18 protein-coding genes and 1 pseudogene are annotated in these 21,714 nt (G+C 74.2%); 12 read left to right on the forward strand and 7 right to left on the reverse strand.

Going from position 1 to position 21,714, the window contains the following annotated elements; translation table 11 throughout:
• Window positions 1–211 precede the first annotated feature (211 nt).
• From ACFYWG_RS17225 to ACFYWG_RS17240, 4 genes are all read left to right on the forward strand, one after another.
• On the forward strand, window positions 212–829 hold the full coding sequence (locus tag ACFYWG_RS17225) for an RNA polymerase sigma factor (protein ID WP_376331804.1): 618 nt from the start codon (window positions 212–214) through the stop codon (window positions 827–829).
• 144 nt (window positions 830–973) lie between these two features.
• Window positions 974–1,798 carry a hypothetical protein gene (locus ACFYWG_RS17230; protein WP_389202016.1) on the forward strand — a complete coding sequence of 275 codons (825 nt, stop codon included), beginning with the start codon at window positions 974–976 and terminating at the stop codon, window positions 1,796–1,798.
• A gap of 351 nt (window positions 1,799–2,149) precedes the next feature.
• Window positions 2,150–2,824, forward strand: coding sequence for an RNA polymerase sigma factor (locus ACFYWG_RS17235; protein ID WP_383502723.1), 675 nt, complete (start codon window positions 2,150–2,152; stop codon window positions 2,822–2,824).
• Window positions 2,824–4,017 carry a hypothetical protein gene (locus ACFYWG_RS17240; protein WP_389202019.1) on the forward strand — a complete coding sequence of 398 codons (1,194 nt, stop codon included), beginning with the start codon at window positions 2,824–2,826 and terminating at the stop codon, window positions 4,015–4,017. The genes ACFYWG_RS17235 and ACFYWG_RS17240 overlap by 1 nt, the downstream gene beginning before the upstream one ends.
• Window positions 4,018–4,178: 161 nt before the next feature.
• On the opposite strand, the gene ACFYWG_RS17245 is transcribed toward ACFYWG_RS17240, so the two are convergent.
• Window positions 4,179–5,021, reverse strand: a complete 843-nt coding sequence (locus tag ACFYWG_RS17245; RefSeq protein ID WP_383502717.1) for a L,D-transpeptidase family protein — start codon at window positions 5,019–5,021, stop codon at window positions 4,179–4,181.
• Between the two features lie 124 nt (window positions 5,022–5,145).
• Between ACFYWG_RS17245 and ACFYWG_RS17250 the strand changes: the two genes are divergently transcribed.
• Together ACFYWG_RS17250 and leuE are read left to right on the forward strand one after the other, a co-directional pair.
• Window positions 5,146–6,726: a methylmalonyl-CoA mutase gene (locus ACFYWG_RS17250; RefSeq protein ID WP_389202022.1), complete on the forward strand. Its 1,581-nt coding sequence runs from the start codon at window positions 5,146–5,148 to the stop codon at window positions 6,724–6,726.
• 62 nt (window positions 6,727–6,788) lie between these two features.
• Window positions 6,789–7,439 carry a leucine efflux protein LeuE gene (leuE, locus tag ACFYWG_RS17255; protein ID WP_383502711.1) on the forward strand — a complete coding sequence of 217 codons (651 nt, stop codon included), beginning with the start codon at window positions 6,789–6,791 and terminating at the stop codon, window positions 7,437–7,439.
• Window positions 7,440–7,461: 22 nt separating this feature from the next.
• On the opposite strand, the gene ACFYWG_RS17260 is transcribed toward leuE, so the two are convergent.
• Complete coding sequence (locus tag ACFYWG_RS17260) at window positions 7,462–8,865, reverse strand: FAD-dependent oxidoreductase (protein WP_389202024.1); 1,404 nt, start codon at window positions 8,863–8,865, stop codon at window positions 7,462–7,464.
• Between the two features lie 75 nt (window positions 8,866–8,940).
• On the opposite strand from ACFYWG_RS17260, the gene ACFYWG_RS17265 reads away from it, so the two are divergent.
• The gene (locus ACFYWG_RS17265) at window positions 8,941–9,591 is read left to right on the forward strand and encodes a TetR/AcrR family transcriptional regulator C-terminal domain-containing protein (protein ID WP_376331817.1); all 651 of its coding nucleotides are present in this window, start codon (window positions 8,941–8,943) and stop codon (window positions 9,589–9,591) included.
• Here ACFYWG_RS17265 and ACFYWG_RS17270 read toward each other — a convergent pair.
• From ACFYWG_RS17270 to ACFYWG_RS17285, 4 genes are all read right to left on the reverse strand, one after another.
• Window positions 9,586–10,533, reverse strand: a complete 948-nt coding sequence (locus tag ACFYWG_RS17270) for a class I SAM-dependent methyltransferase (RefSeq protein WP_376331819.1) — start codon at window positions 10,531–10,533, stop codon at window positions 9,586–9,588. The genes ACFYWG_RS17265 and ACFYWG_RS17270 overlap by 6 nt on opposite strands.
• Window positions 10,534–10,596: 63 nt before the next feature.
• Entirely contained in the window at window positions 10,597–11,751 is a 1,155-nt protein-coding gene (locus ACFYWG_RS17275) for an acyltransferase family protein (protein ID WP_376331821.1), read from the reverse strand.
• A 179-nt stretch (window positions 11,752–11,930) separates the two neighbouring features.
• Complete coding sequence (locus ACFYWG_RS17280) at window positions 11,931–13,262, reverse strand: alpha-2,8-polysialyltransferase family protein (RefSeq protein ID WP_385419135.1); 1,332 nt, start codon at window positions 13,260–13,262, stop codon at window positions 11,931–11,933.
• A complete protein-coding gene (locus ACFYWG_RS17285; RefSeq protein ID WP_376331825.1) occupies window positions 13,262–14,248 on the reverse strand; it encodes a glycosyltransferase family 2 protein in 987 nt (328 codons plus the stop codon). Before ACFYWG_RS17285 ends, ACFYWG_RS17280 begins: the two co-directional genes overlap by 1 nt.
• 198 nt (window positions 14,249–14,446) lie before the next feature.
• On the opposite strand from ACFYWG_RS17285, the gene ACFYWG_RS17290 reads away from it, so the two are divergent.
• The 4 genes and pseudogenes from ACFYWG_RS17290 to ACFYWG_RS17305 form a co-directional block, all read left to right on the forward strand.
• Window positions 14,447–15,793, forward strand: a complete 1,347-nt coding sequence (locus ACFYWG_RS17290) for a DUF6716 putative glycosyltransferase (RefSeq protein ID WP_389202028.1) — start codon at window positions 14,447–14,449, stop codon at window positions 15,791–15,793.
• Between the two features lie 35 nt (window positions 15,794–15,828).
• Window positions 15,829–17,097: a cytidylyltransferase domain-containing protein gene (locus tag ACFYWG_RS17295; RefSeq protein ID WP_389202030.1), complete on the forward strand. Its 1,269-nt coding sequence runs from the start codon at window positions 15,829–15,831 to the stop codon at window positions 17,095–17,097.
• Window positions 17,098–17,111: 14 nt separating this feature from the next.
• Window positions 17,112–18,050, forward strand: coding sequence for an N-acetylneuraminate synthase family protein (locus ACFYWG_RS17300; RefSeq protein WP_376331831.1), 939 nt, complete (start codon window positions 17,112–17,114; stop codon window positions 18,048–18,050).
• 44 nt (window positions 18,051–18,094) lie between these two features.
• Window positions 18,095–19,156, forward strand: a pseudogene (locus ACFYWG_RS17305) (hypothetical protein); the annotation flags it as partial.
• Window positions 19,157–19,418: 262 nt separating this feature from the next.
• Here the strand turns inward: ACFYWG_RS17305 and ACFYWG_RS17310 are convergent.
• A complete protein-coding gene (locus ACFYWG_RS17310) occupies window positions 19,419–20,138 on the reverse strand; it encodes a class I SAM-dependent DNA methyltransferase (RefSeq protein ID WP_389202032.1) in 720 nt (239 codons plus the stop codon).
• Between the two features lie 288 nt (window positions 20,139–20,426).
• Between ACFYWG_RS17310 and ACFYWG_RS17315 the strand changes: the two genes are divergently transcribed.
• Window positions 20,427–21,659 (forward strand): M20 family metallopeptidase, encoded by a 1,233-nt coding sequence (locus ACFYWG_RS17315; RefSeq protein ID WP_385419233.1) that lies wholly within the window; start codon window positions 20,427–20,429, stop codon window positions 21,657–21,659.
• Window positions 21,660–21,714 lie beyond the last annotated feature (55 nt).

Consider the following 21,714-nt stretch of genomic DNA (forward strand, 5'->3'; position numbering starts at 1 on the left):
GCTCGCCTTTCGTCGGGCGGGGGCATCGCGAGCAGCCCTCCCCGGTACGTCACTTGGGCCAAACCTGTCCGGCCCCGCGCTCCCGAGGACGGCGGGTCGGGTTGACCCGAACGGTCGGCGGCGGCCCGGTGTCTGACGCGCTGTGACACTTCGGCGCGCACCGGCGCTGATCACCGTGAGGATCGCGCACGCGGCACGGACGGGACGTCACTTGGGTCAGGGAGCGGAACCCCGGCGCGTGCAGGCGCACGACGGGGAACTGGGCGCGGCCGTCGCGCGGGCCCAGCAGGGTGACGAGGCGGCCTTCGCGGCGGCGTACCGGCTGGTGCAGCCCGGGCTGCTCGGCTACCTGCGCGGGCTCGTCGGGGACGACGCCGAGGACGTGGCGTCCGACGCCTGGCTGGAGATCGCCCGGGACCTCGGGCGGTTCCGGGGCGACGGGGCGGGCTTCCGCGGCTGGACGGCGACCATCGCCCGGCACCGCGCGCTGGACCACCTGCGCCGGCTGCGGGTGCGGCCCCGGCCGTCGGCGCTGGAGCAGGACGTGCTGGACCTGCCCGGGCCGCAGAGCACCCACGACCAGGCGCTGGAGGCCCTGTCCACCGAGCGGGCCCTGCAACTGGTGCGCGGGCTGCCGCGCGACCAGGCCGAGGCGGTGTTGCTGCGCGTGGTGGTCGGTCTCGACGGGCCGGCCGCCGCCCGCGTCCTGGGCAAGCGCCCGGGTGCCGTCCGCACGGCCGCCCACCGGGGCCTCAAGCGGCTCGCGGGGCAGCTGGAGGCGGAGAGTGTGACGGATGAGGCGCCGCGGACGCTGGGTGAGTCGACATGAGCGGAGCCGCGGGCTCCGCCGCTCGGCAGGCCCGGGTCCCCGGGCGCACGCACCCTATGGGCTCTGACCAGGGCCGATCGGCGTGACGTACGAGTGAGACCCGGCGGGCCGGGTCGGGTGGATCGAAGCAGAGGCGGGGCGGACATGGGTCAACGGCGCAGCGACGGCGGGCTTGCCGGCCGTGGTTCCCGTCACACCCTCCTCGAGGCCGACGTCGAGGCGCTGATCATCGCCTGCCTCGTCCGGGACGGGCTCGACACCGAGGGCGAGCAGCGGGCCGTGGCCGCGTTCCGTGCCGCCCGGGACGCCGCGGCCCCGCACCGGGACGCCCGCCGGCGCGACGACTGGAGCCTGCGGGAGCGGCGCCGGCTCGGGCGGTCCCTGAGGACGACGCTGTCCGTGGTGCTGGCCAGCCTCACCCTGGGCGGTGTGGCCGTGGCGGCGATCGGCGTGGCGGGCGTGTCGCCGGACGGCCCGGAGGACACTCCGCGGCGGCCGTCCGCCTCCGGCGGCGTCCCGCGCGACCCCTCGCCGGACGCGCCGGGTGCCGGCCGCACCCCGCACCCGGGCGGCGGCCCGGCCTCCGTCGGCCGGACCCCCGGGGAGGACGCCGCGGGGGCCGGGAAGGAGCGGAGCGCCCGGGACGCCGAGAACGCCCGGGACGCCGAGGCGCAGTGCCGCGCCTGGGAGCGGGCGGGCGGCCGCGGCCGGGCGATGGACGCCACCGCCTGGGAGCGCCTGGTCGACGCCGCGGGCGGTGAGAGGAACGTCACGGCGTACTGCGCCGCACATCCGGCGGAAACAGAACCCGGCGGGAACGGCGCCCCCGCCACGGACCGTCCGGACCCGCAGGGCTCACCGGACACCGGTGGGGACCCGGAGGGCAGGGCGGGCGAGCAGGAGACGCAGGGAGCGGACCAGGGTCGGTCCGACGGCAAGCGCTCACCGTCCAACAGCCGCCGCCCCTGAGGGAGTTCGGGACCAGGCCCCGGCGCCGCCATGGCAACGGCCGGGGCCGCCACCCCCCACAGGAGAGGCCCCGGCCGTCGCGCGGCACGGGCCGCGCGGCGGCCCGTACTCCCTACAGCGCACCGAGTGCGGTTTCTGTCACACCCCACCGGGTCACGGCTTAGTTGCATCTCCGGTGGACGTGGACGGGGACCGGTTTCAAGTCGTAACGTGCCATTCGCGCCAGGGCGGAGGCGGCAGGACCACCGCAATCACCTGCGGGCTTGTGACCGCAACCATCAATCGGACGACCACGACGGCGAGAACCCGGGCCGCGAGAGCGGCGCCGGATCAGGCGCAGAAGGGCGCGCGGTGCTGGGGGACGACGCGGAGCTGACCGCCGCGGTGCGTGCGGCACAGGACGGGGACGAGACCGCGTTCCGGACCGTGTACCGCACCGTGCACCCGCGGCTGCTCGGATACGTACGGACACTGGTCGGCGACCCCGACGCCGAGGACGTCACCTCGGAGGCGTGGCTGCAGATCGCCCGCGACCTGGAGCGGTTCACCGGCGACGCGGACCGCTTCCGCGGCTGGGCCGCCCGGATCGCCCGCAACAGGGCGCTGGACCACATACGCATGCGCGGACGCCGTCCCGCCATCGGCGGCGACGAGACCGAACTGACCGGCCGGGCCGCCGAGTCCGACACGGCCGGCGAGGCCATCGAGGCGCTCGCCACCGACGGAACGTTCTCCCTGATATCGCGGCTGCCGCAGGACCAGGCCGAGGCGGTGGTGCTGCGCGTGGTGGTGGGACTCGATGCCAAGAGCGCCGCGGAGACCCTCGGCAAGCGCCCCGGCGCCGTCCGGACGGCGGCGCACCGCGGCCTGAAGCGGCTCGCCGAACTGCTCGGCGACGCCCCGCGGGCCGATCCGGAATCGGCGGGGGTCCTCGACGCCCTGCCGCCCCAGAGAGAACCGCGCGGCAGTGCGGTGACGTCCGCAGCTGTGACGCACAGCGTCGCGCGGACGCAGAAGGATGTGTGATGGCCGACGAGCAGTACGGGTGGCTGGACCGCGAAACGGCGGAGCGTCTGCTGAGCGGAGAGCCACCGGAGGCTGTCGACGCCCCCGGCCGGGAGCAGGCCGAACGACTCGCCGCGATCCTCGCGGCACTGTCCGCCCCACCCCCGCCGACCGGCGAGGAGATGCCCGGTGAGGCCGCGGCGGTGGCCGCTTTCCGCAAGGCCCGTGCCGAGCGCGTCGACGCGCTCGCGGACCGTGCCGCGGCAGCCGGCCGGGACCGGCCCGGCACCGCCGACGCGGGGCTCGTGCACCTCGGGCACGCGCGCGCAGGCACCCCGGCGGCCGTCCGCGGCTCCCGTCGCTTCCGCCCGGCCCGCCTGGCGCTGGCCGCCGCCCTCGCCGTCGGCATGGTCGGCGGGGTCGCGGTGGCGGCCGGAACCGGAGTGCTGACGCCGTTCGGCGGTGACACACCCGCCCCCGGTTCCTCGGTCTCGGCCGGTGCCCCCTCGCCCGGGCGCACGCCGGCGTCGCCGTCGCCGAGCGACGCCGTCCAGGGCGGCGCCGGCTCCGGCGGCCTCGCCCCCGGCGGCGCCCCGGGGGGCGCGACCGGCGGCGCGAAGCGCCACGAGGCGGGCGGCGGCACGTCCGCGAAGCCGGAACCCGGCGACCGGTCCGGCCCGTCCGGCGGGGACCGCGAGGTCCTCGCCGCGGCCTGCCGCGACCTGCGCCAGGGCAAGCGCCTGGACGACCACCGCCACCGCGCCCTGCGGGACGCGGCGGACGGCACCCGGGTGTGGACGTACTGCAAGGGCCTCCTGGCCGGAGCCGACCGCGGCCCCGCCGGGCGGAACGGCGGGGGCACGGCCCACGGCAACGGCCATGTCAAGGGCGCGGACAAGGGAAAGAGCAAGGGCACGGCCCACGGCAACGGCACAGGCACCGGCAACGCCACAGGCACCGGCAAGGGTGCGGGCCAGGACAAGGGCGCGGGGCAGGGCGAGGCCGGCCACCAGGGCCGGGACCGAGGCAAGTCCGACCGGAAGCAGGACCGTGACCGGGGCCGCGAGCAGGACGGGCCCGGCCGGAAGGCCGACGGACCGGCGGCCCGCCCCCTGCGCGCCGACGGCACGAGCCGGGGCTGGACCCAGCAGACGCTCCCACCCCTGCGACCTGCGGCTTTGTACGCGAGGAACGTTTCTTCGCCGAGGGTGTGACGTTTTCGGGGCCGCCGACGCAGTAATGAGTGAGCCGACTGGTCATCGGCTGTCGCACAGAGCCGGGGTTCCCCCCGTACCTACGGCTCGTGCACCTGAGCGCGGGCGGGACACGTTCCCCCGGTCCCGCCCGCGCCCCATCTCTCGCCCCCCAGCGCCGCTCACCCGGACACGACGACCTTGTCGCCGTCGCGGACCTGCGCGTACAGCGCGGCGATCGCCGCCTCGTCCCGGACGTTGACGCAGCCGTGCGAGGCGCCCGCGTAGCCCCGGGCGGCGAAGTCCGCCGAGTAGTGCACCGCCTGGCCGCCGCTGAAGAACATCGCGTACGGCATGGGCGAGTCGTAGAGCGTCGACACGTGGTGGCGGGACTTCCAGTAGACGGAGAAGACGCCCTCCCGGGTCGGTGTGTACTCCGAGCCGAAACGGACGGCCATCGTCGACACCGTCCGGCCGTCGATCATCCAGCGCAGGGTCCGGCTGGTCTTGTCGATGCACAGCACGCGGCCCGTCGTGCAGCGCGGGTCCGGCCGGCCCGCGGGCTGGCCGCCCATCAGATAGAGGTCCCACCGCCCCGGCTCGCGGGTCATCCGCAGCAGCCGCTGCCAGGTGACGGTGTCGGTCCGGCCCGTGCGCGGCAGCCCGCGCCTGCCCTGGAAGCCGCTCACCGCCTCACGCGTCCGCTCGTCGTACGTCCCGGTCGGCCCCTCGAACAGCCACGCCACCTGCCGCAGCCGCGCCTGCAGTTCCCGGACGTCCCGGCCGGTGTCGCCGTAGGACCACAGCACGCGCGACGCGGTGCGCGGCCTGCCGTCCCCGCCGGACGGGGTCGCCTCCCCACCACCGGGCGCACGGCTGGGGGACGCGGTGCCGCCGGGCAGTTCGACGTGCACCGGCGGGCGGCGCCCGCCCTCGCCGCCGGGTGTCTGCACGGTGCAGCCGGCCAGTGCGGCCAGTGCGGCCAGTGCCGTCGCGACGGCTCCTCCCCTGCCCGTGGTACGCACGCGCCCCCCTGTCTCCCGCCGCTGTGGCCCGGATGTCACCTGAGATGTTCCCCGGGCGTGACCCGCCGTGAACCAGGGGGCATGGTGGTGAGCGAGGTCACAGCCGAGCGGGAGGCGACGCACCATGGCACGCGAGTCGGAGTCGGGTCTGCCGATCGAGCCGGTCTACGGGCCCGGGGCCCTGGAGGGCTGGGATCCGGCGCAGCGGCTCGGGGAGCCCGGGGCGTACCCGTACACGCGGGGCGTCTACCCGACGATGTACACGGGCCGGCCCTGGACGATGCGCCAGTACGCGGGCTTCGGGACGGCGGCGGAGTCCAACGCCCGCTACCGGCAGCTGATCGCGCACGGCACGACCGGGCTGTCGGTCGCCTTCGACCTGCCCACCCAGATGGGCCACGACTCCGACGCCCCCCTCGCGCACGGCGAGGTCGGCAAGGTGGGCGTGGCGATCGACTCGATCGACGACATGCGGGTGCTGTTCGGCGGCATCCCCCTGGACCAGGTCTCCACCTCCATGACGATCAACGCCCCCGCGGCGCTGCTCCTGCTGCTGTACCAGCTGGTCGCGGAGGAGCAGGGGGTGAGCGGCGGGCAGCTGACCGGCACGGTCCAGAACGACGTGCTCAAGGAGTACATCGCCCGCGGCACCTACATCTTCCCGCCCAGGCCCTCGCTGCGGCTGACCGCCGACATCTTCCGGTACTGCCGCGCCGAGCTCCCGCGCTGGAACACCATCTCCATCTCCGGCTACCACATGGCCGAGGCCGGGGCCTCCCCGGTGCAGGAGATCGCCTTCACCCTCGCCGACGGCATCGAGTACGTGCGTACCGCTGTCGCCGCCGGTATGGACGTCGACGACTTCGCCCCCCGCCTGTCGTTCTTCTTCGTCGCCCGCACCACCCTCCTGGAGGAGGTCGCCAAGTTCCGTGCCGCGCGCCGGATCTGGGCCCGGGTCATGCGCGAGGAGTTCGGCGCGGGGAACCCCAGGTCGCTGATGCTGCGCTTCCACACCCAGACGGCCGGGGTGCAGCTGACGGCCCAGCAGCCGGAGGTGAACCTCGTCCGCGTCGCCGTCCAGGGCCTGGCCGCGGTGCTGGGCGGCACCCAGTCGCTGCACACCAACTCCTTCGACGAGGCCATCGCCCTGCCCACCGACAGAAGCGCCCGCCTGGCCCTGCGCACCCAGCAGGTCCTCGCCCACGAGACCGACGTCACCGCCACCGTCGACCCCTTCGCCGGGTCCTACGCCGTGGAGCGGATGACCGACGACGTCGAGGAGGCCGCCCTCGCCCTGATGCGCCGGGTCGAGGACCTCGGCGGCGCCGTCGAGGCCATCGAACGCGGCTTCCAGAAGGACGAGATCGAGCGCAACGCCTACCGCATCGCCCAGGAGACCGACTCGGGCGAGCGGGTCGTGGTCGGCGTCAACCGCTTCCGGCTCGACGAGGAGGAGCCCTACGAACCGCTGCGGGTCGACCCCGCCATCGAGGCCCGGCAGGCCGAGCGCCTCGCCGCGCTGCGCGCCGGACGCGACGGGCGGGCCGTCCGCACCGCCCTGTCCGCCCTGAAGAAGACCGCCGAGGGGGAGGACAACCTCCTGTACCCGATGAAGGACGCCCTGCGCGCCCGGGCCACCGTCGGCGAGGTCTGCGACGCCCTGCGGGAGGTGTGGGGCACGCACGTCCCGTCGGACGCCTTCTGACCGCCGGGGCGACCGGGAAACGGCATGTCGTGGTGGCCGCCGCGCGTGCGACACTCCTTCGCATGTTCGGTGTCATCGATCTGCCCACCTACCTGGCGGGCCTCGCCCTGATCATCCTGCTTCCCGGCCCCAACTCGCTGTACGTGCTGTCCGTGGCCGCCCGCCGCGGTGTGCGGGCCGGGTACACCGCCGCCTCGGGCGTCTGGTGCGGCGACGCGGTGCTGATGACGCTGTCCGCGGCCGGCGTCGCCTCGCTGCTGCAGGCGAACGCCGTGCTGTTCGCCGTCGTCAAGTACGCGGGCGCCGGATACCTGACCTGGCTCGCCGTCGGCATGCTGCGGGCCGCCTGGGGCATGTGGCGCACGCGCGCCGAGCGGTCGGCCGCCGAGGACGGCGCGGCCGTGCCCGCCGAGGAGCGGCCGTTCCGCCGCGCCCTGGTCGTGAGCCTGATCAACCCCAAGGCGATCCTGTTCTTCGTCGCCTTCTTCGTGCAGTTCGTGGACCCGGGATACGCCCATCCCGCCCTGTCGTTCGTCGTCCTCGGGGTCCTGGCCCAGCTCGCCAGCGTGCTGTACCTGAGCGCACTGATCTTCGGCGGCACCCGGCTGGCCGCCGCCTTCCGCCGCCGCAGGCGCCTGTCGGCGGGGGCGACCTCGGCGGCGGGCGCGCTGTTCCTGGGCTTCGCGGTGAAGCTGTCGCTCGCGAGCAGCTGAGAGACGGCCGCCGGGACCCGGCTCAGCGCAGGCCCAGCGGGGCCAGGTAGTCCGCGAGCCCGGCCGCCGTGCCGCCCGCCCAGCCGACGTAGCCGTCCGGCCGGACGAGGAACAGGCCGGGCCCGTACGCCGCCGGCGCCGGTCCCCGTACGACCCGGATCCGGGTGCCGAGCCGCGGGGCCTCGGCACCGCCCAGGGCCAGCAGCGTCCAGTGCGGGCCGCGGAAGGCGTCGAACAGCCGGACGCCGTCCACCCTCCCGTCGGGCGCCCGCTCCCCGGCCCGCAGGGGGCCCGGGTGGGTCCGGGTCTCGCGGGTGAGCGGCGAAGCGGGGTAGCCGAGGGAGAGCTGCCGGGTGGCCCCGCCGCGCCGGGTCTCGCCCCGGTGCACGCTCGTGGACAGCCCGAGCATGTCCGCGGCGACGGGCCGCCGCTCCGCCTCGTAGGAGTCGAGCAGGTCCGCTCCGGCGCCGTCGCGCAGCACCGCGCCCAGCTTCCAGCCCAGGTTGTAGGCGTCCTGCACGCTGGTGTTCAGACCCTGGCCGCCGGCCGGCGAGTGCACGTGGGCCGCGTCGCCGGCGAGGAACACCCGCCCGGAGCGGAAACGGTCCGCGAGGGCCGCCCGGGGGCGGAAGTCCGAGGCCCAGCTCACCTGCGTCAGCGCCTCGGGCGCGAGGTGCGAGCGGGCGGCGACCACCTTCCGCAGCCCCTCCGGGGACAGGTCCGGGGCGGAGCCGTCCGGGAACTCGGCCACCAGCTGGAAGTCCTCCGTGCCGGCCAGCGGGCAGATCGCCAGGAAGCCGTCGCCCGGGCCGCGCGGCGGGAAGAGGTGCCAGTTCTCCCGGTCCAGGCCGCTGATGCGGACGTCGGCCACCAGCGTCGGGTGCGGGTCGAGCGTCTCGCCGGTCATGCCGATGCCGAGCAGCCGCCGGACGGTCGACCGGCCGCCGTCGGCCGCGACCGCGTACCGGGCGGTGACGGTCTCGCCGCAGGCGAGGACCGCGCGGATCCCGTCCGCGTCCTGCGTCAGGCCGGCCAGCTCCCGGCCGAAGGCCACCCGCCCGCCCAGTTCCTCCAGCCGCGCCCGCAGGATCTCCTGCGTCCGCCACTGGGGCACCATCCACGGCTCGTCGTAGGGCGCCTCCTCGCTCGGCGCCACGGGCTCGAACATCCGGTGCTCGCCCGCGCGCCGGCCGTCCTGCCAGATCATCCCGACCGGGTAGGGGCCGCCCGCCGCGCGGATCGCGCCGAGCACCCCCAGATCGTCGAACACCTCCATCGTGCGCGGTTGCAGGCCCTTGCCCCGTGAGCCGGGGAACAGCGTCCGTGCCCGCTCCAGGATCAGCGCGGGGACCCCCCGCCGGGCCAGGTCCACACCGAGCGCCAGCCCGGTCGGGCCCGCCCCCACCACGAGTACGTCCGTCTCCATCGCCACCCGCTCCTTAACGCTGTTAAGTGCCTCGTCGTCCCCGAGCGTGGCCTTAACGGTGTTAAGTTGTCAAGCGTGAGTACGGAACGACGCCCGCCCCTGGACCGCCGCCGGGTCGCGGACACCGCGCTGCGGCTGCTGAACGAGGTGGGCCTGGACGGGCTGAGCCTGCGTGCGATCGCCCGGGAGCTGGACGTGAAGGCGCCCGCCCTCTACTGGCACTTCAAGGACAAGCAGGCGCTGCTCGACGAGATGGCGACGGAGATGTACCGCCGAATGGTCGCGGGCACCGCCCTCGACCCGGCCGACACCTGGCGGGAGCGGCTGCTGAAGGCCAACCGCGGACTGCGCACGGCCCTGCTCGGCTACCGGGACGGCGCGAAGGTGTTCAGCGGCTCACGGTTCACCGGCATCGAGCACGCCCCGCAGATGGAGGACAACCTGCGCCTGCTGACGGCCGCGGGCTTCACCCTCCCGCAGGCGGCGCGCGCCTTCACCACGGTGTACCTGTACACACTGGGCTTCGTCACCGAGGAGCAGGGCGTGCATCCCCTGCCGGGCGAACGCCGCGAGGGCTACGACATGGACGAACGCGCCCGCCTCCTGGCCGACTTCCCGCTGTCGGCCCGGGCGGGCGCGGAGATCTTCGAGGACCACGAGCGGCACTTCGAGGAGGGACTGGCCCTCCTCGTCGACGGGATCGCGGCCCGCTACGGCGTCTCATGACACCGCGGCGGCTCCCCGGCTCCCGCGCTTGCGGGCCCGCCGCACGGCCCGGGTGACCAGCGGCGGCAGCAGGTCCTTGGCGAGCCGGCGGGCCCGGGAGGGCGCGGGCCGGGCCGCCCGCGGGGCGGCCGGGGACCCGGACGCCGCCGGGGCGGGGGTCTGGGCCGGGACCGGCGCCACGTAGTGCCGCGAGGGCGGGAAGGCCGGCGGTTTCATGCCCCGCGACCGGGCCCGCACCAGCCGGTGCCCGGCCGCCTGCTGCACGCTCACGGAGCAGTCCGTGCGCTCCCGCAGCATGGCGAGCAGCTCCTCCTGGAGCGGCCCGGGGTCGCCCCAGGTGCCGTACATCTTCTGCGTGCTCAGGCAGAGGGGGTTCAGGCCCCGGTTGAGGACGGCCTCCCACGCGGCGGCGGAGACGCCCGGGGTGTGCTCGGAGCGGAAGTCGTCCAGCACGACGACGCCGCCCGGCTGGAGGATCTCGCGCGCCGCCCCGATGTCGCCGTGCACGTGCTCGTACAGGTGCGAGGCGTCGATGTGGACGAAGCGGCAGGAGCCCGGGGCGACCCGCTCGGACACGAGCGAGCTGGGACCGGCGATGACGGCCGGCAGGTCGTCGTGGAAGGAGAGGTAGTTCCGCTCGAACGCCTGCCGGGTGAGCGAGGAGTAGGACCGGGCCGTCTCCGCCTGGTTGGCGCCGTCCGGGGCCTCGCCCTCGAACAGGTCGCAGACGGTGAAGGTCTCGCCGTCCCCGAGGTGCCGGCCCAGCAGGATCGCGCTCTTGCCCAGGTAGACGCCGAGTTCCAGCAGATCCCCGCGGACGCCCTGCTCGCGCTGCCGCTCCAGGAACCAGGTGAACAGCATCTGGTCCAGTGGCGGGAACCAGCCCGGTACGTCGGCCAGTTCGCCGGGGTACCGGTCGGTGGTCGCGTGTGCGTTGGTCATGAGGCGAGCCTTCTCCCCGGGCGGTGCCCGTACCGACGGATGGTCGAACGTCCCCTGAACAGCTCAGCGGCCCCTGGCCAGAGCGGCCCGCAGCCGTGGTGTCAGCGGTTCCTCCACATACTTGTTCAGCAGCCACGCCAGCAGCAGCATTGCGGCCACCGTCAGCCCGAAGGTCACCCCCGATGGCAGATCCAGGCCCTGGTGCAGGGCGTGGACGACCACCCATCCGAGGTGCTCGTGCACCAGGTAGAACGGGTACGTCAGCGCTCCCGCCACGGTCAGCCAGCGCCAGTTCACCCGGTTGAGCAGTCCCAGGGCGATCGCCGCGACCGCGAGGAAGCCGAAGGTGACCACCAGGACGATCCCGAGCGAGGTGCGGTGGGAGAAGCCGCCCGCGCCGGGCGCGTGCCACAGTTCCTGCACCGCGTAGTGCTGGCCGACGGCCCAGCTGACGGCGACGATGCCCCAGCCGTACACGTCCCGCCGGTCGAGGTGGACCAGGTACAGGCCGACACCGCCGATGAAGAACGGGGCGTACTGCGGCATCGCGACGATGTCGAGCAGCGGCAGCTGCGCGTTCTCGGCGATCACCGCCGCCAGCGTCCACCCCGCGCAGAACATGATCACGCGGCGGCGGGTGGCTCCGGGCAGCACCACGCACAGGGCGAACAGGGCGTAGAAGCGGACCTCCGCCCACAGCGTCCAGCACACCCCGAGCACCCGGTCCACGCCCAGCGGCATCTGCAGCATCGTCAGGTTCACCAGCGCGTCGCTCGGTGACACCGCCCGGTAGGCGACCACCGGCAGGGCGAACACCGCCGTGACGATCAGCACCGCCACCCAGTAGGCGGGCAGCAGGCGGGAGGCGCGCGAGGCGACGAACGACTTCAGCGGCCGGCCCCAGCCGCTCATGCAGATCACGAACCCGCTGATCACGAAGAACACCTGGACGCCGAGGCAGCCGTAGGCGAAGTACTCGTGCAGGGTGGGGAACTGCTCCTTGGGCGAGGTGCCCCAGGCCTGCGCGATCTCCCCGTCGCGCCCGCCGTAGTGGTACGCCGCCACCATCAGGGCGGCCAGCAGCCGCAGTCCGTCCAGGGCGCGCAGCCGCCCCCCGGGCCTCTCGCGGCGCCGCGGGACGATCGGGGCGCCGGGTGGTTCGGCGGGCGCCGCGGCGGCGGGCCGGGGCTGGCGGGTGCTGACGACCGTCTCGGTCACGCTGAAAACCTCTGGGGGCTCGTCCGTCCTTGACCCGGTGTCCGCCTGAGGGCGGGCAGGGCGCCTGTCACCCTAAAACGTGAAGGGGCGCAATCACGTTCGAGGGCAACAGGCTTCCCCTGTCCTTTTCCTCGGGTTCATCTCCGCGTCGCCGAGGCGAATCGCCGGGCCCGCGCAGTTCAGCCGCGTACCGCCTTGCGCAGGGCCCGTGCGCGCCGGACCACCCGGCGTGCCGTGGAATTGCGCGGAAGGAAAGCCAGCCGCTGCGGAATTCCGCCGGGCAGGCCGAGCGCGGTGAGCCGGCGCTTCTTGAAATAGCGCCGGGTGCGCGGCCCCAGATGGCGGGCCAGGAACTGTTCCGCCCGCGGACGCAGTTCGGGATAGATCTGCGGCTGCATGGTGAAACCCACGGCCGTGACCAGATCGGGCAGCCGCTCGGCCGGCAGCAGGTCACCGCCCTGCTCGTCGTCCAGCGCCGGCAGAGCCGCGTCCGCCAGCGTGGTGGGCACGCGGTTGCTGTTCTGGTAGGGCGTCAGCCGCTCCAGCAGCAGCTCGGTGCCGACCCGGGCGACCGGCAGGTCGTAGAAGGCGGAGGCGGTGAACAGGGCCGTGGAGAAGCAGCCGACGACCAGGGCCGGACGGGCGCGGTCGAAGAGCACCTCGGCGAGGACGGGGGTGTCCAGCACCGTCAGGGCGACGCCCAGCTTCTCGGCCTCGGTCTCCAGGGCGCGGCTGTAGCGGGCCGGGGCGGTCGGGTGCGGTTTGAAGACGACCGCGCGGTGGCCGCGGGCGACGGCCCCGCGCAGCATCCGCACGTGCAGGTCCTCCTCCTCCTCGGGGGAGAGGATGCTCAGCGCCGACAGGTACTGGCCCAGCAGCAGCGCCGCGTCCCCGGGCAGCTCCGGCAGCCCGGGGACCGTCTCGGTCACCTCGCCGAGCACCTTGAGGAACGCGGGCGTCGGCACCAGGCGGGCGGGCACGCCGAACTCGGTGAGCAGCATCGGTGTCAGGCCCGGCACCAGGTCCAGGTGCAGCAGCCGCCGCACGCGGGTGCCGACCAGCGGATCGAGCTTGTTGCGCGTGGGGCCGTAGCTCATCAGGCCGTCGGCGTACACGTCGAGGGGGGCGTCGGTGAACAGCTGGGCCACCGTCAGCGCCGGGGCGACCTGGAGGGATTCCAGGACCAGGCTGACGCGGTCGTCGCCGAGGCCCCACAGCAGCCGCAGATGGCGCTCGAACAGGGGGATGTCGTCGGCGCGCGGCGCCCACGCCCCGGGGTGGAAGGGGCGGATGGCCTCGTTCCAGGACAGGACCTCGTCGAAGTGCGAGCGCAGCGGCTCGAAGCCCGGCATCTCGTCGAGGGCCGGGGTGGTCTCCGGGGTCGCGGAGTTGTTGAACACCAGCAGCACCCGGCGGTCCGGCTCCTCGAAGAGGTCGGAGTCGATGGCCGCGGCCAGGGTGGCGACGCCGTACAGCGTCGACGCGCAGAAGATCTGGGTGGTCCCGGGCATCAGGCCGCCGCTCCCGTCGTCGTGACCCGGCGGCGCAGCCGCCGCAGTCTGGCCGAGCGGTCCATGTCCATGGCCTCCAGTGCGTCGGCGAGCGCGTCCTGCGGCAGCCGCTTGATGGCCGCGGCGCTCATCGAGCGCAGCTGCCGGGCCACGGACGGCTCGAACCGGTCCTCGTTGGACAGGTGGTGGGCGATGATCGCGCAGTAGGTCCGCACCGCCTTGGGCAGCAGCCGGTCCGCCTCGCGGTCCCGGGCCGTCTCCTCGACCACCTGGTCGAAGGCGCGGATGAAGTCGAGCTGGCGCACGTCGCCGATCTGGGTGAGGGACGAGGCGACCCCGCGCCGGTAGAACACCCCGAGCAGGCTCACCACGGCGAACGACTCCGCCTCCCGGTGCAGCTTCCAGATCCACGGCCGGTCCTCGGCCGTGCGCAGCCCGTCGGTGAAGTGGAGCAGCCCCCGGTCCACCAGGCGCCGGTGGTAGGCGCCGGCCCAGGCGTAGGCGTAGTCCACGGAGGTGGAGCGGTGCGCGGGCAGGATCGCCTCGCGCGGATCGAACGCCTCCCAGCGGCGCCCGACCGGGACCCGGTGCACGGACCGGGCGCGCGCGGTGGCCTGGACGTGGTCGGTGCGCACGAAGTCGCAGCCCAACCGGTCCATGGCGGACACCAGTTCGGTGAGATAGCCGGGAGCCAGCCAGTCGTCGCCGTCCAGGAACGTCAGGTACTCGCCCTGAGCCGCGTCCAGTCCGGTGTTGCGGGCGGTGGCCAGACCCCCGTTGCGCTCGTGTCGGATGTACCGCACCTGCGCGACATCCGAGAGCTCCTCGGCCGCCCGTTCGAGAATGGCCGGGGTTTCGTCCTTCGAATGGTCGTCGACCAGGATGAACTCGAAATCCCGATCGGCGTTCAGCCGAAGGCTTCTGAGGGTGTCCGGGGCATATTGCTGCACGTTGTAGAACGGCACGATCACGGAAAGCTTAGGCACCCGCAGAACGTTAGGAGCCCGCCCGGCAGGGCAACTTTCCGAAGCGCGTACACCGGGTGAACTCAATGTGTCAGAACGGTGCACCGCGTGTACTTCCCGCCTTCCGGCAGGCCAGTTCGGCTCGCGGTGGGGTGTTGTTAACTTTTCGTTGAGTCCCGGTTCCGCCGTACCTCGGATTCGCTTCCTAGCGTCATCGACGTGCCAGCAAGTACACCGAAGCGCCCGCGTATCGCGGTTCTCGCGGACTCCGACACCCGATGGAAATGGGGTGCCCTCACCGCGCACCGCATCGTCCCGGGACCGTCCATGGAAACCGCAGGGAGCGAGGCCGCGCAACCCGGCCCCCTCCTCGACGGGTTCCTGCTGCGCGGCCGGGCCACGCCCACCCCGCGCCAGCTGCGGGAAGTGGGCGTGAGCGCCGACTCGCTGCGGGAGGTCACCGCGGCCGAGTTCCTGCGCGCCATGGACGAGGACGCCTACGACGTCCTGGTCCTCGCGCTCGTCGGCGGCGGCGTGCAGGCGATGCTGCACGGCCTCGCGCACACCTGGTCGGGCCGCAGGTCACGCCCCGTCGTCGTCACCGGCTACGTCGGCGTCGTCTACGAGAAGCTCGCCGACGGTCTGCTGCTGCGCCACGGAGCGGACCTGGTCCTGGCCAACTCCCGGCAGGACGCGGAGCGTTTCCGCGCGGTCTACGAGGGAGTGGGCGCCGACGCCTCGTCGGTGACCGAAGTGGCCCTGCCCTTCCTCGGGGGGGCACGCTACGAGGGCGAACACGAGCCCTACCGGGTCGTGTTCGCCGCCCAGCCCTCCGTCCCCGACAGCCGCCGGGACCGCACGTACCTGCTGGACCGGCTGGTGCAGCACGCCCGCCGGCACCCCGAGCGCGAGGTGCTGCTGAAGCTGCGCTCCAAGCCGGGCGAACACACCACCCACATCGAGGAACTGCCGTACCAGAAGCTGGTGCAGCGGCTCGACGCGCCGGCCAACTTCCGCCTGGTGTACGGCAACATGGGCGAGGTCCTGGACCGCACCGACCTGCTGGTGACGGTCAGCTCCACGGCCGCCCTGGAGTCGCTGCACCGCCGGATCCCGACCGCCGTCCTCACCGACCTCGGCGTGCGCGAGTCCCTCGGCAACCACCACTTCGTCGGCTCCGGCTGCCTCGCCTCCTGGGACCAGCTCGACGCCGGGCACCGGCCCGTCCCCGACGAGGAGTGGGTGGCCCGCCAGGGCGTGGGGGCGGACGGTTCGTACGGCTCCGCCTTCGACACCGCCCGGGAACACATCGCGAAGCTGCTCGGCCGGCCCGGCGGGCTGCCCCCGCTGACCCCGTACTACACCCCCGTCACCGCGCCCGGCTACCTGCCCGGCATCCTCGCCCGCCACCACCTCGGCCCCGACGGCGCGCCCCTGCCCGGCGCGCCCGCCGCCGACCGTGAGCCCGGTCCGGTCCGGCAGATCGTGCGCCGGGCGGCGCGCGGCGCCTACCGGCACGGCGTGCAGCGCGTGGCGCCCGTCATCCGGCGGATGGGCGAGCTGTGAGCCGCCGCCCGATCCCACGTCAAGGAGCTGAACCCATGTCCCACTCGGAAGCGGGCCCGGGCGCCCCGGCGGTACGCCGGGTGCTCGCGGTGATCCCCGCACGCGGCGGTTCCAAGGGCGTGCCCGCGAAGAACCTCCTCCCGGTCGGCGGCGTCCCGCTGGTGGCCCGGGCGGTGCGCGAGTGCCGCTCCGCGCGGCTCGTGACGGACGTCGTGGTCTCCACCGACGACCAGGCCATCGCCGCCGCCGCCCGCGAGGCCGGCGCCGAGGTCGTGCTGCGCCCCGCCGCCATCGCCGGGGACACCGCCACCTCCGAGGCCGCCGTCCTGCACGCCATGGACGCCCACGAGGCCCTGCACGGCGCCCCGGTGGACGTGGTCCTGCTCGTGCAGTGCACCAGCCCGTTCCTGGTGCGCGAGGACATCGACGGGGTCGCCGGGGCGGTCGCCGCGAACGGTGCCGACACCGCCGTCACCGTCGCGCCCTTCCACGGGTTCGTCTGGCGCGACGCCGACGACGCACTCGCGGCCGGCTCCGTCGCGGAGAACGACGCCGCCGCCGGCGGCGGTTTCGGCGTCAACCACGACAAGTCCTTCCGGCCCCGCCGCCAGGACCGCCCCCAGGACCTCCTGGAGACCGGGGCCGCCTACGCCATGGACGCCGCCGGCTTCCGCGAGCACGGCCACCGCTTCTTCGGCCGCACCGAGCTGGTCCGCACCGACCCCGCCCGCGTGCTGGAGATCGACGACCCGCACGACCTCGCCCGCGCCCGGGCCCTGGCCCCGCTGTTCGACGCGGACCGGCCCGGCGCGCTCCCGACCGCCGACGACATCGACGCGGTCGTCCTCGACTTCGACGGCACCCAGACCGACGACCGGGTGCTGATCGACTCCGACGGACGGGAGTTCGTCTCCGTGCACCGCGGGGACGGACTCGGCATCGCGGCCCTCCGCAGGAGCGGCCTGACGATGCTGATCCTGTCCACGGAACAGAACCCCGTGGTCGCCGCCCGGGCCCGGAAGCTCAGGCTCCCGGTGCTGCACGGCATCGACCGCAAGGACCTCGCGCTGAAGCAGTGGTGCGAGGAGCAGGGCATCGCGCCGGAGCGCGTGCTCTACGTCGGCAACGACGTCAATGACCTCCCGTGCTTCGCCCTCGTCGGCTGGCCCGTGGCGGTCGCGAGCGCCCACGACGTCGTGCGCGGCGCCGCACGCGCGGTCACCACCGTCCCCGGTGGCGACGGCGCGATCCGAGAGATCGCCAGCTGGATCCTCGGCCCCTCTCTCGATTCCCTCACCAAGTAAGGACACCCCACGCCATGAGCACCAACTCCCGCATCCGCACCTTCGGTTCGCGCGAGGTCGGCCCGGGCCGCCCGGTCTACGTCTGCGGCGAGATCGGCATCAACCACAACGGCGAGCTCGAGAACGCCCTCAAGCTGATCGACGCCGCCGCCGAGGCCGGCTGCGACGCCGTCAAGTTCCAGAAGCGCACCCCGGAGATCTGCACCCCGCGCGACCAGTGGGACATCGAGCGCGACACCCCCTGGGGCCGGATGACCTACATCGACTACCGCCACCGCGTGGAGTTCGGCGAGGACGAGTACCGCGCCATCGACGACTACTGCAAGTCGAAGAACATCGACTGGTTCGCCTCCCCGTGGGACACCGAGGCCGTCGCCTTCCTGGAGAAGTTCGACGTGCCCGCCCACAAGGTCGCCTCCGCCTCCCTCACCGACGACGAGCTGCTGCGCGCCCTGCGGGCCACCGGCCGCGCCGTGATCCTGTCCACCGGCATGTCGACGCCCAAGCAGATCCGCCACGCCGTCGAGGTCCTCGGCTCCGACAACATCCTGATGTGCCACGCCACGTCGACCTACCCGGCCAAGGCCGAGGAGCTCAACCTGCGCGTGATCAACACCCTCCAGCAGGAGTACCCGAACGTCCCGATCGGCTACTCCGGCCACGAGACCGGCCTGCAGACCACCCTCGCCGCGGTCGCCCTGGGCGCCACCTTCGTGGAGCGCCACATCACCCTCGACCGCGCCATGTGGGGCTCGGACCAGGCCGCCTCCGTCGAGCCGCAGGGCCTGACCCGCCTGGTCCGCGACATCCGCACCATCGAGGCCTCCCTGGGCGACGGCGTGAAGAAGGTCTACGACTCCGAGCTGGCCCCGATGAAGAAGCTGCGCCGCGTCGCCGGCGTGGTCGCCGAGGCGGAGATCGCCACGGCGGCGGGCGAGCCGGTCGGCGTCTGAGCACCCACCCCACCACCCCCTTACGACGGGACGGTCGTACGTCGATGAGCCCCCGCGCCGGGAACGCCGGCCCCCACACCCTCGCCTTCGTCGAGAGTCCGGTACAGCTGCTGAACGTGCTGGAGTGGGCGCACGCGCACGCGCCCGGCGTGGGGCTCACCCTCGTGGTGCTGTCACCCGTCGACCCGATGACGCGCGGCCAGCTGCGGCGGATGTCCGACCTGGCCCGCGACGAGGGGCACCAGGTCCGCTGGGAGGAGGCGCGCGGCGGCGCCCTGGCGCCCTTCCGCACCATCGGAGGCCTGGCCGGCCTGCTGCGCAGGGCCCGCCGCATCGTGCTGGGGGACCCGTTCTCCCGCTACGTCCAGCTGCTGCTGACGATCACCCGCGCCCGCGACCTGGTCGTCGTCGACGACGGCACGGCCACCATGGAGTTCGTCGGCCAGCTGGCCCGGGGCGAGCGGCTGGTGCGCTGGCACCGCAAGGGCGGCCGCCCCGGCCCCCGGGACGTGGTCTTCGCCCCGGTGTCGTCCTCGGCCCGGCGCCGCCTGACCCCGGGCGGCGGGCGCCGGGTGGAGATCTTCTCCTCCATGCCGATAACCCAGGTCCCGGACGGCGTCACCGTCAGCGCCCACACCTTCGCCTGGACCCGCGCGCGCTTCGGCCCGCCCCGCATCACCAAGGGCGCGGACATGGTGGGCACCTCCCTGGTGGAGACCGGGGTGGTCGACGACGGCCGCTACCTGGAGGCCGTCCGGGCCCTGGCCGCCGCCCACGGCGCCACGCGCTACTTCGCCCACCGCCGCGAGAGCACCGACAAGCTCCACCGCCTCGCCGTCGAGACGGGTCTGGAGATCGTCCGCCCGGAACTCCCGCTCGAACTCATCGCCCGGCGCGGCCCCATCGGCCGCACCGTCGTCAGCTTCCCCTCCACGGTCGTGCACACCCTGCCGCTCGCCCTGTCCGGCACGGGCGTGCGCGTCGCGGTCTGCGACATCGACCCGGCCTGGCTCACCGAGACGGCGTCCCCGCGGGCCCAGGACTTCCTCTCCGGGGTCACGGGCACGGCCCGCGACGTCCACCGCCTGTCCCCGGCGGGCCGGACCCCGGCGGTCCCCTCCGACCCGGCTCCGCCGCCCCCGGCGGCCTCCCCGGCCCCGGATCCGGCGCATCCTCCGGCCTCGGATCCGGCGCGCCCTCCGGCCCCGGATCCCGTGCGGCCTGCGTCCTCGGACCCCGTGCGCCAACCGGCCCCCGGCCCCGCGGGTCCGCCGGACCCGGATCCCGCGGCCGCGCCGCGGTCCGCCGCGGCGCCGCGCTCCCCGGACCGTCCCGGCCCGGCCGGAGCCGCGGGCACCGCCGGAACGGTCACCGCGGGCCACGGCCCGGTCGGCCTCGCGGCACCCTGACCCGCTCCCCGGGCCGGCGCGCCAGCAGGAACGCGCGGGGCATCCTCTCCCCGTCCGGGGGCTCCCGCAGCACCGACGCGTACATCTCCAGCCCCGCGTCGCCGAGCAGCTCCGCCACCGCGTCCGGGGTGCGCCAGCGGAAGTCGAGGGCGATCTCCCGCTCGTAGCGCTCGGTCAGGCGCACACGGCCGTTCTCCGTGCCGGACTGGAAGCCCAGCAGGACGGGCGCGCCCGGCAGCAGGACGCGGTGGAAGCCGGCGAACACCGACGGCAGGTGATCGTCCGGCACATGGATGACCGAGTAGAGGGCGACGATCCCGCCCAGGGACGCGTCCGGCAGGTCCAGGGCCGTCATCGACCCCACGTGGAAGCGCAGCCCCGGATGCGCCCGGCGGGCCAGGGCCACCATGCGCGGCGATACGTCCACCCCGAACACCGGCAGGCCCATGCCGTGCAGCCGGGCCGTCACATGGCCCGGCCCATGGCCGATGTCCGCGACCGGCGGCCGCGCGGAGCCGTCCGCACGCGCCCGGGCCAGTTCCCCGAAGACCGCCGGCAGCGCGCTCTCCAGCGGTCTGCCGGCCAGGCTGTCGGGCTGGTCGGCGGCGTAGGCCTCGGCGATGGCGTCGCAGGAGACCCGGGTGGTCCGCGGGAAGTCGGGGGCGCGCACGGGCCGCACCCTGGCGGGGGAGCGCCCCCGCGCACCCGGCGCGCCGGTGTTCGACGCGCGAGGCGTGGTATGCGTGGAAGAGGATGGAGGGATACCGGAGTGAAGCACGAGTGCGGGATGTCACACTCCGAGGGATGCGGTGCACCCGCGGGGCCCAAAAGGCAGGCAGGTTACCCATCTCAGTTGATACCTATGCGTCCGGCGGTCATATTTTCCTCCCCTAACGGGTTGAAGTTTTTGTGATCGAGGGTCAGCCGACCGCCTTGGCGCCCTACCCTTCAAAGGGTGAAGCAATTGATGTCACTGGAGTCCGAGGTCGATCTTCCCGGGGGAGCCGAGCTCCCCGGCGCGTTGCCCGACGCTCTGCGCGCCGAGCTCATCGCGTTCCGGCGCGACCTGCACATGCACCCGGAGCTGGGCAACCAGGAGTTCCGCACCACCGCCGCGATCAAGGAGCGGCTGGAGCGGGCCGGCCTCAAGCCACGCGTCCTCCCCGTGGGGACGGGACTCGTGTGTGACATCGGCCTGGAGGGCGAGCAGTGGGAGGGCGGGCCCAGCATGCTCGCCCTGCGCGCCGACATCGACGGCCTGCCCATCCCGGACATGAAGGCGGACTGCCCGTACCGCTCCACCGTCCCCGACCGCGCGCACGCCTGCGGCCACGACGTGCACACCACCGTCGTCCTCGGCGCCGGGCTGGTCCTCGCCGACCTGCACCGGCGGGGGCAGCTGCCGCGTCCCGTCCGGCTGATCTTCCAGCCGGCCGAGGAGGTGCTGCCCGGCGGCGCCGCCGACGCCATCAAGTGCGGTGCGCTGGAAGGGGTCGGCGCGATCATCGCCGTCCACTGCGACCCCCGGGTCGACGCGGGGAGGATCGGGCTGCGCGAGGGGCCCATCACCTCCGCCTGCGACCGGCTGGAGATCGGCCTGGACGGCCCGGGCGGCCACACCGCCCGCCCCCACCTGACGACCGACCTGGTCACCGCGGCGGCCCGCGTGGTCACCGACGTGCCGGCCCTGGTCGGGCGGCGCTTCGACACCCGCAGCGGGCTCGCCATCACCTGGGGCCGCATCGAGTCGGGCCACGCCCCGAACGTGATCCCGCAGCACGCCGAACTCTCCGGCACGGTCCGGTGCCTCGACCTCGCCGCGTGGCGGCAGGCCCCCGACGTGGTGGTGGCCGCGATCGACGAGATCGCCAACCTGCACCGCGCCAAGTCGGAGATCAACTACGTGCGCGGCGTCCCGCCCGTGGTGAACGAGCCGGGCGTGACCGAGCTGCTGCGCGAGGCCATGATCGCCCGGCGCGGCGTCGAGTCCGTCGAGAGCACCGAGCAGAGCCTCGGCGGCGAGGACTTCTCCTGGTACCTGGAGCACGTGCCCGGCGCGATGGCCCGTCTGGGCGTGCGCACCCCGGGCGAGCGCCACGTCCGCGACCTGCACCAGGGCGACTTCGACGTCGACGAGTCGGCGATCACGGTCGGCGTGGAGCTCTTCACGGCGGCGGCCCTGGTCAACGGCCTGCGCTGACCTCCGGCCTGCTCGGGGGCGGGAACCGCGCGGCCGGCCGCGACGGCGCGGCACC

It is taken from the genome of Streptomyces sp. NPDC003456, from assembly GCF_042878735.1.
Taxonomy (GTDB): domain Bacteria; phylum Actinomycetota; class Actinomycetes; order Streptomycetales; family Streptomycetaceae; genus Streptomyces.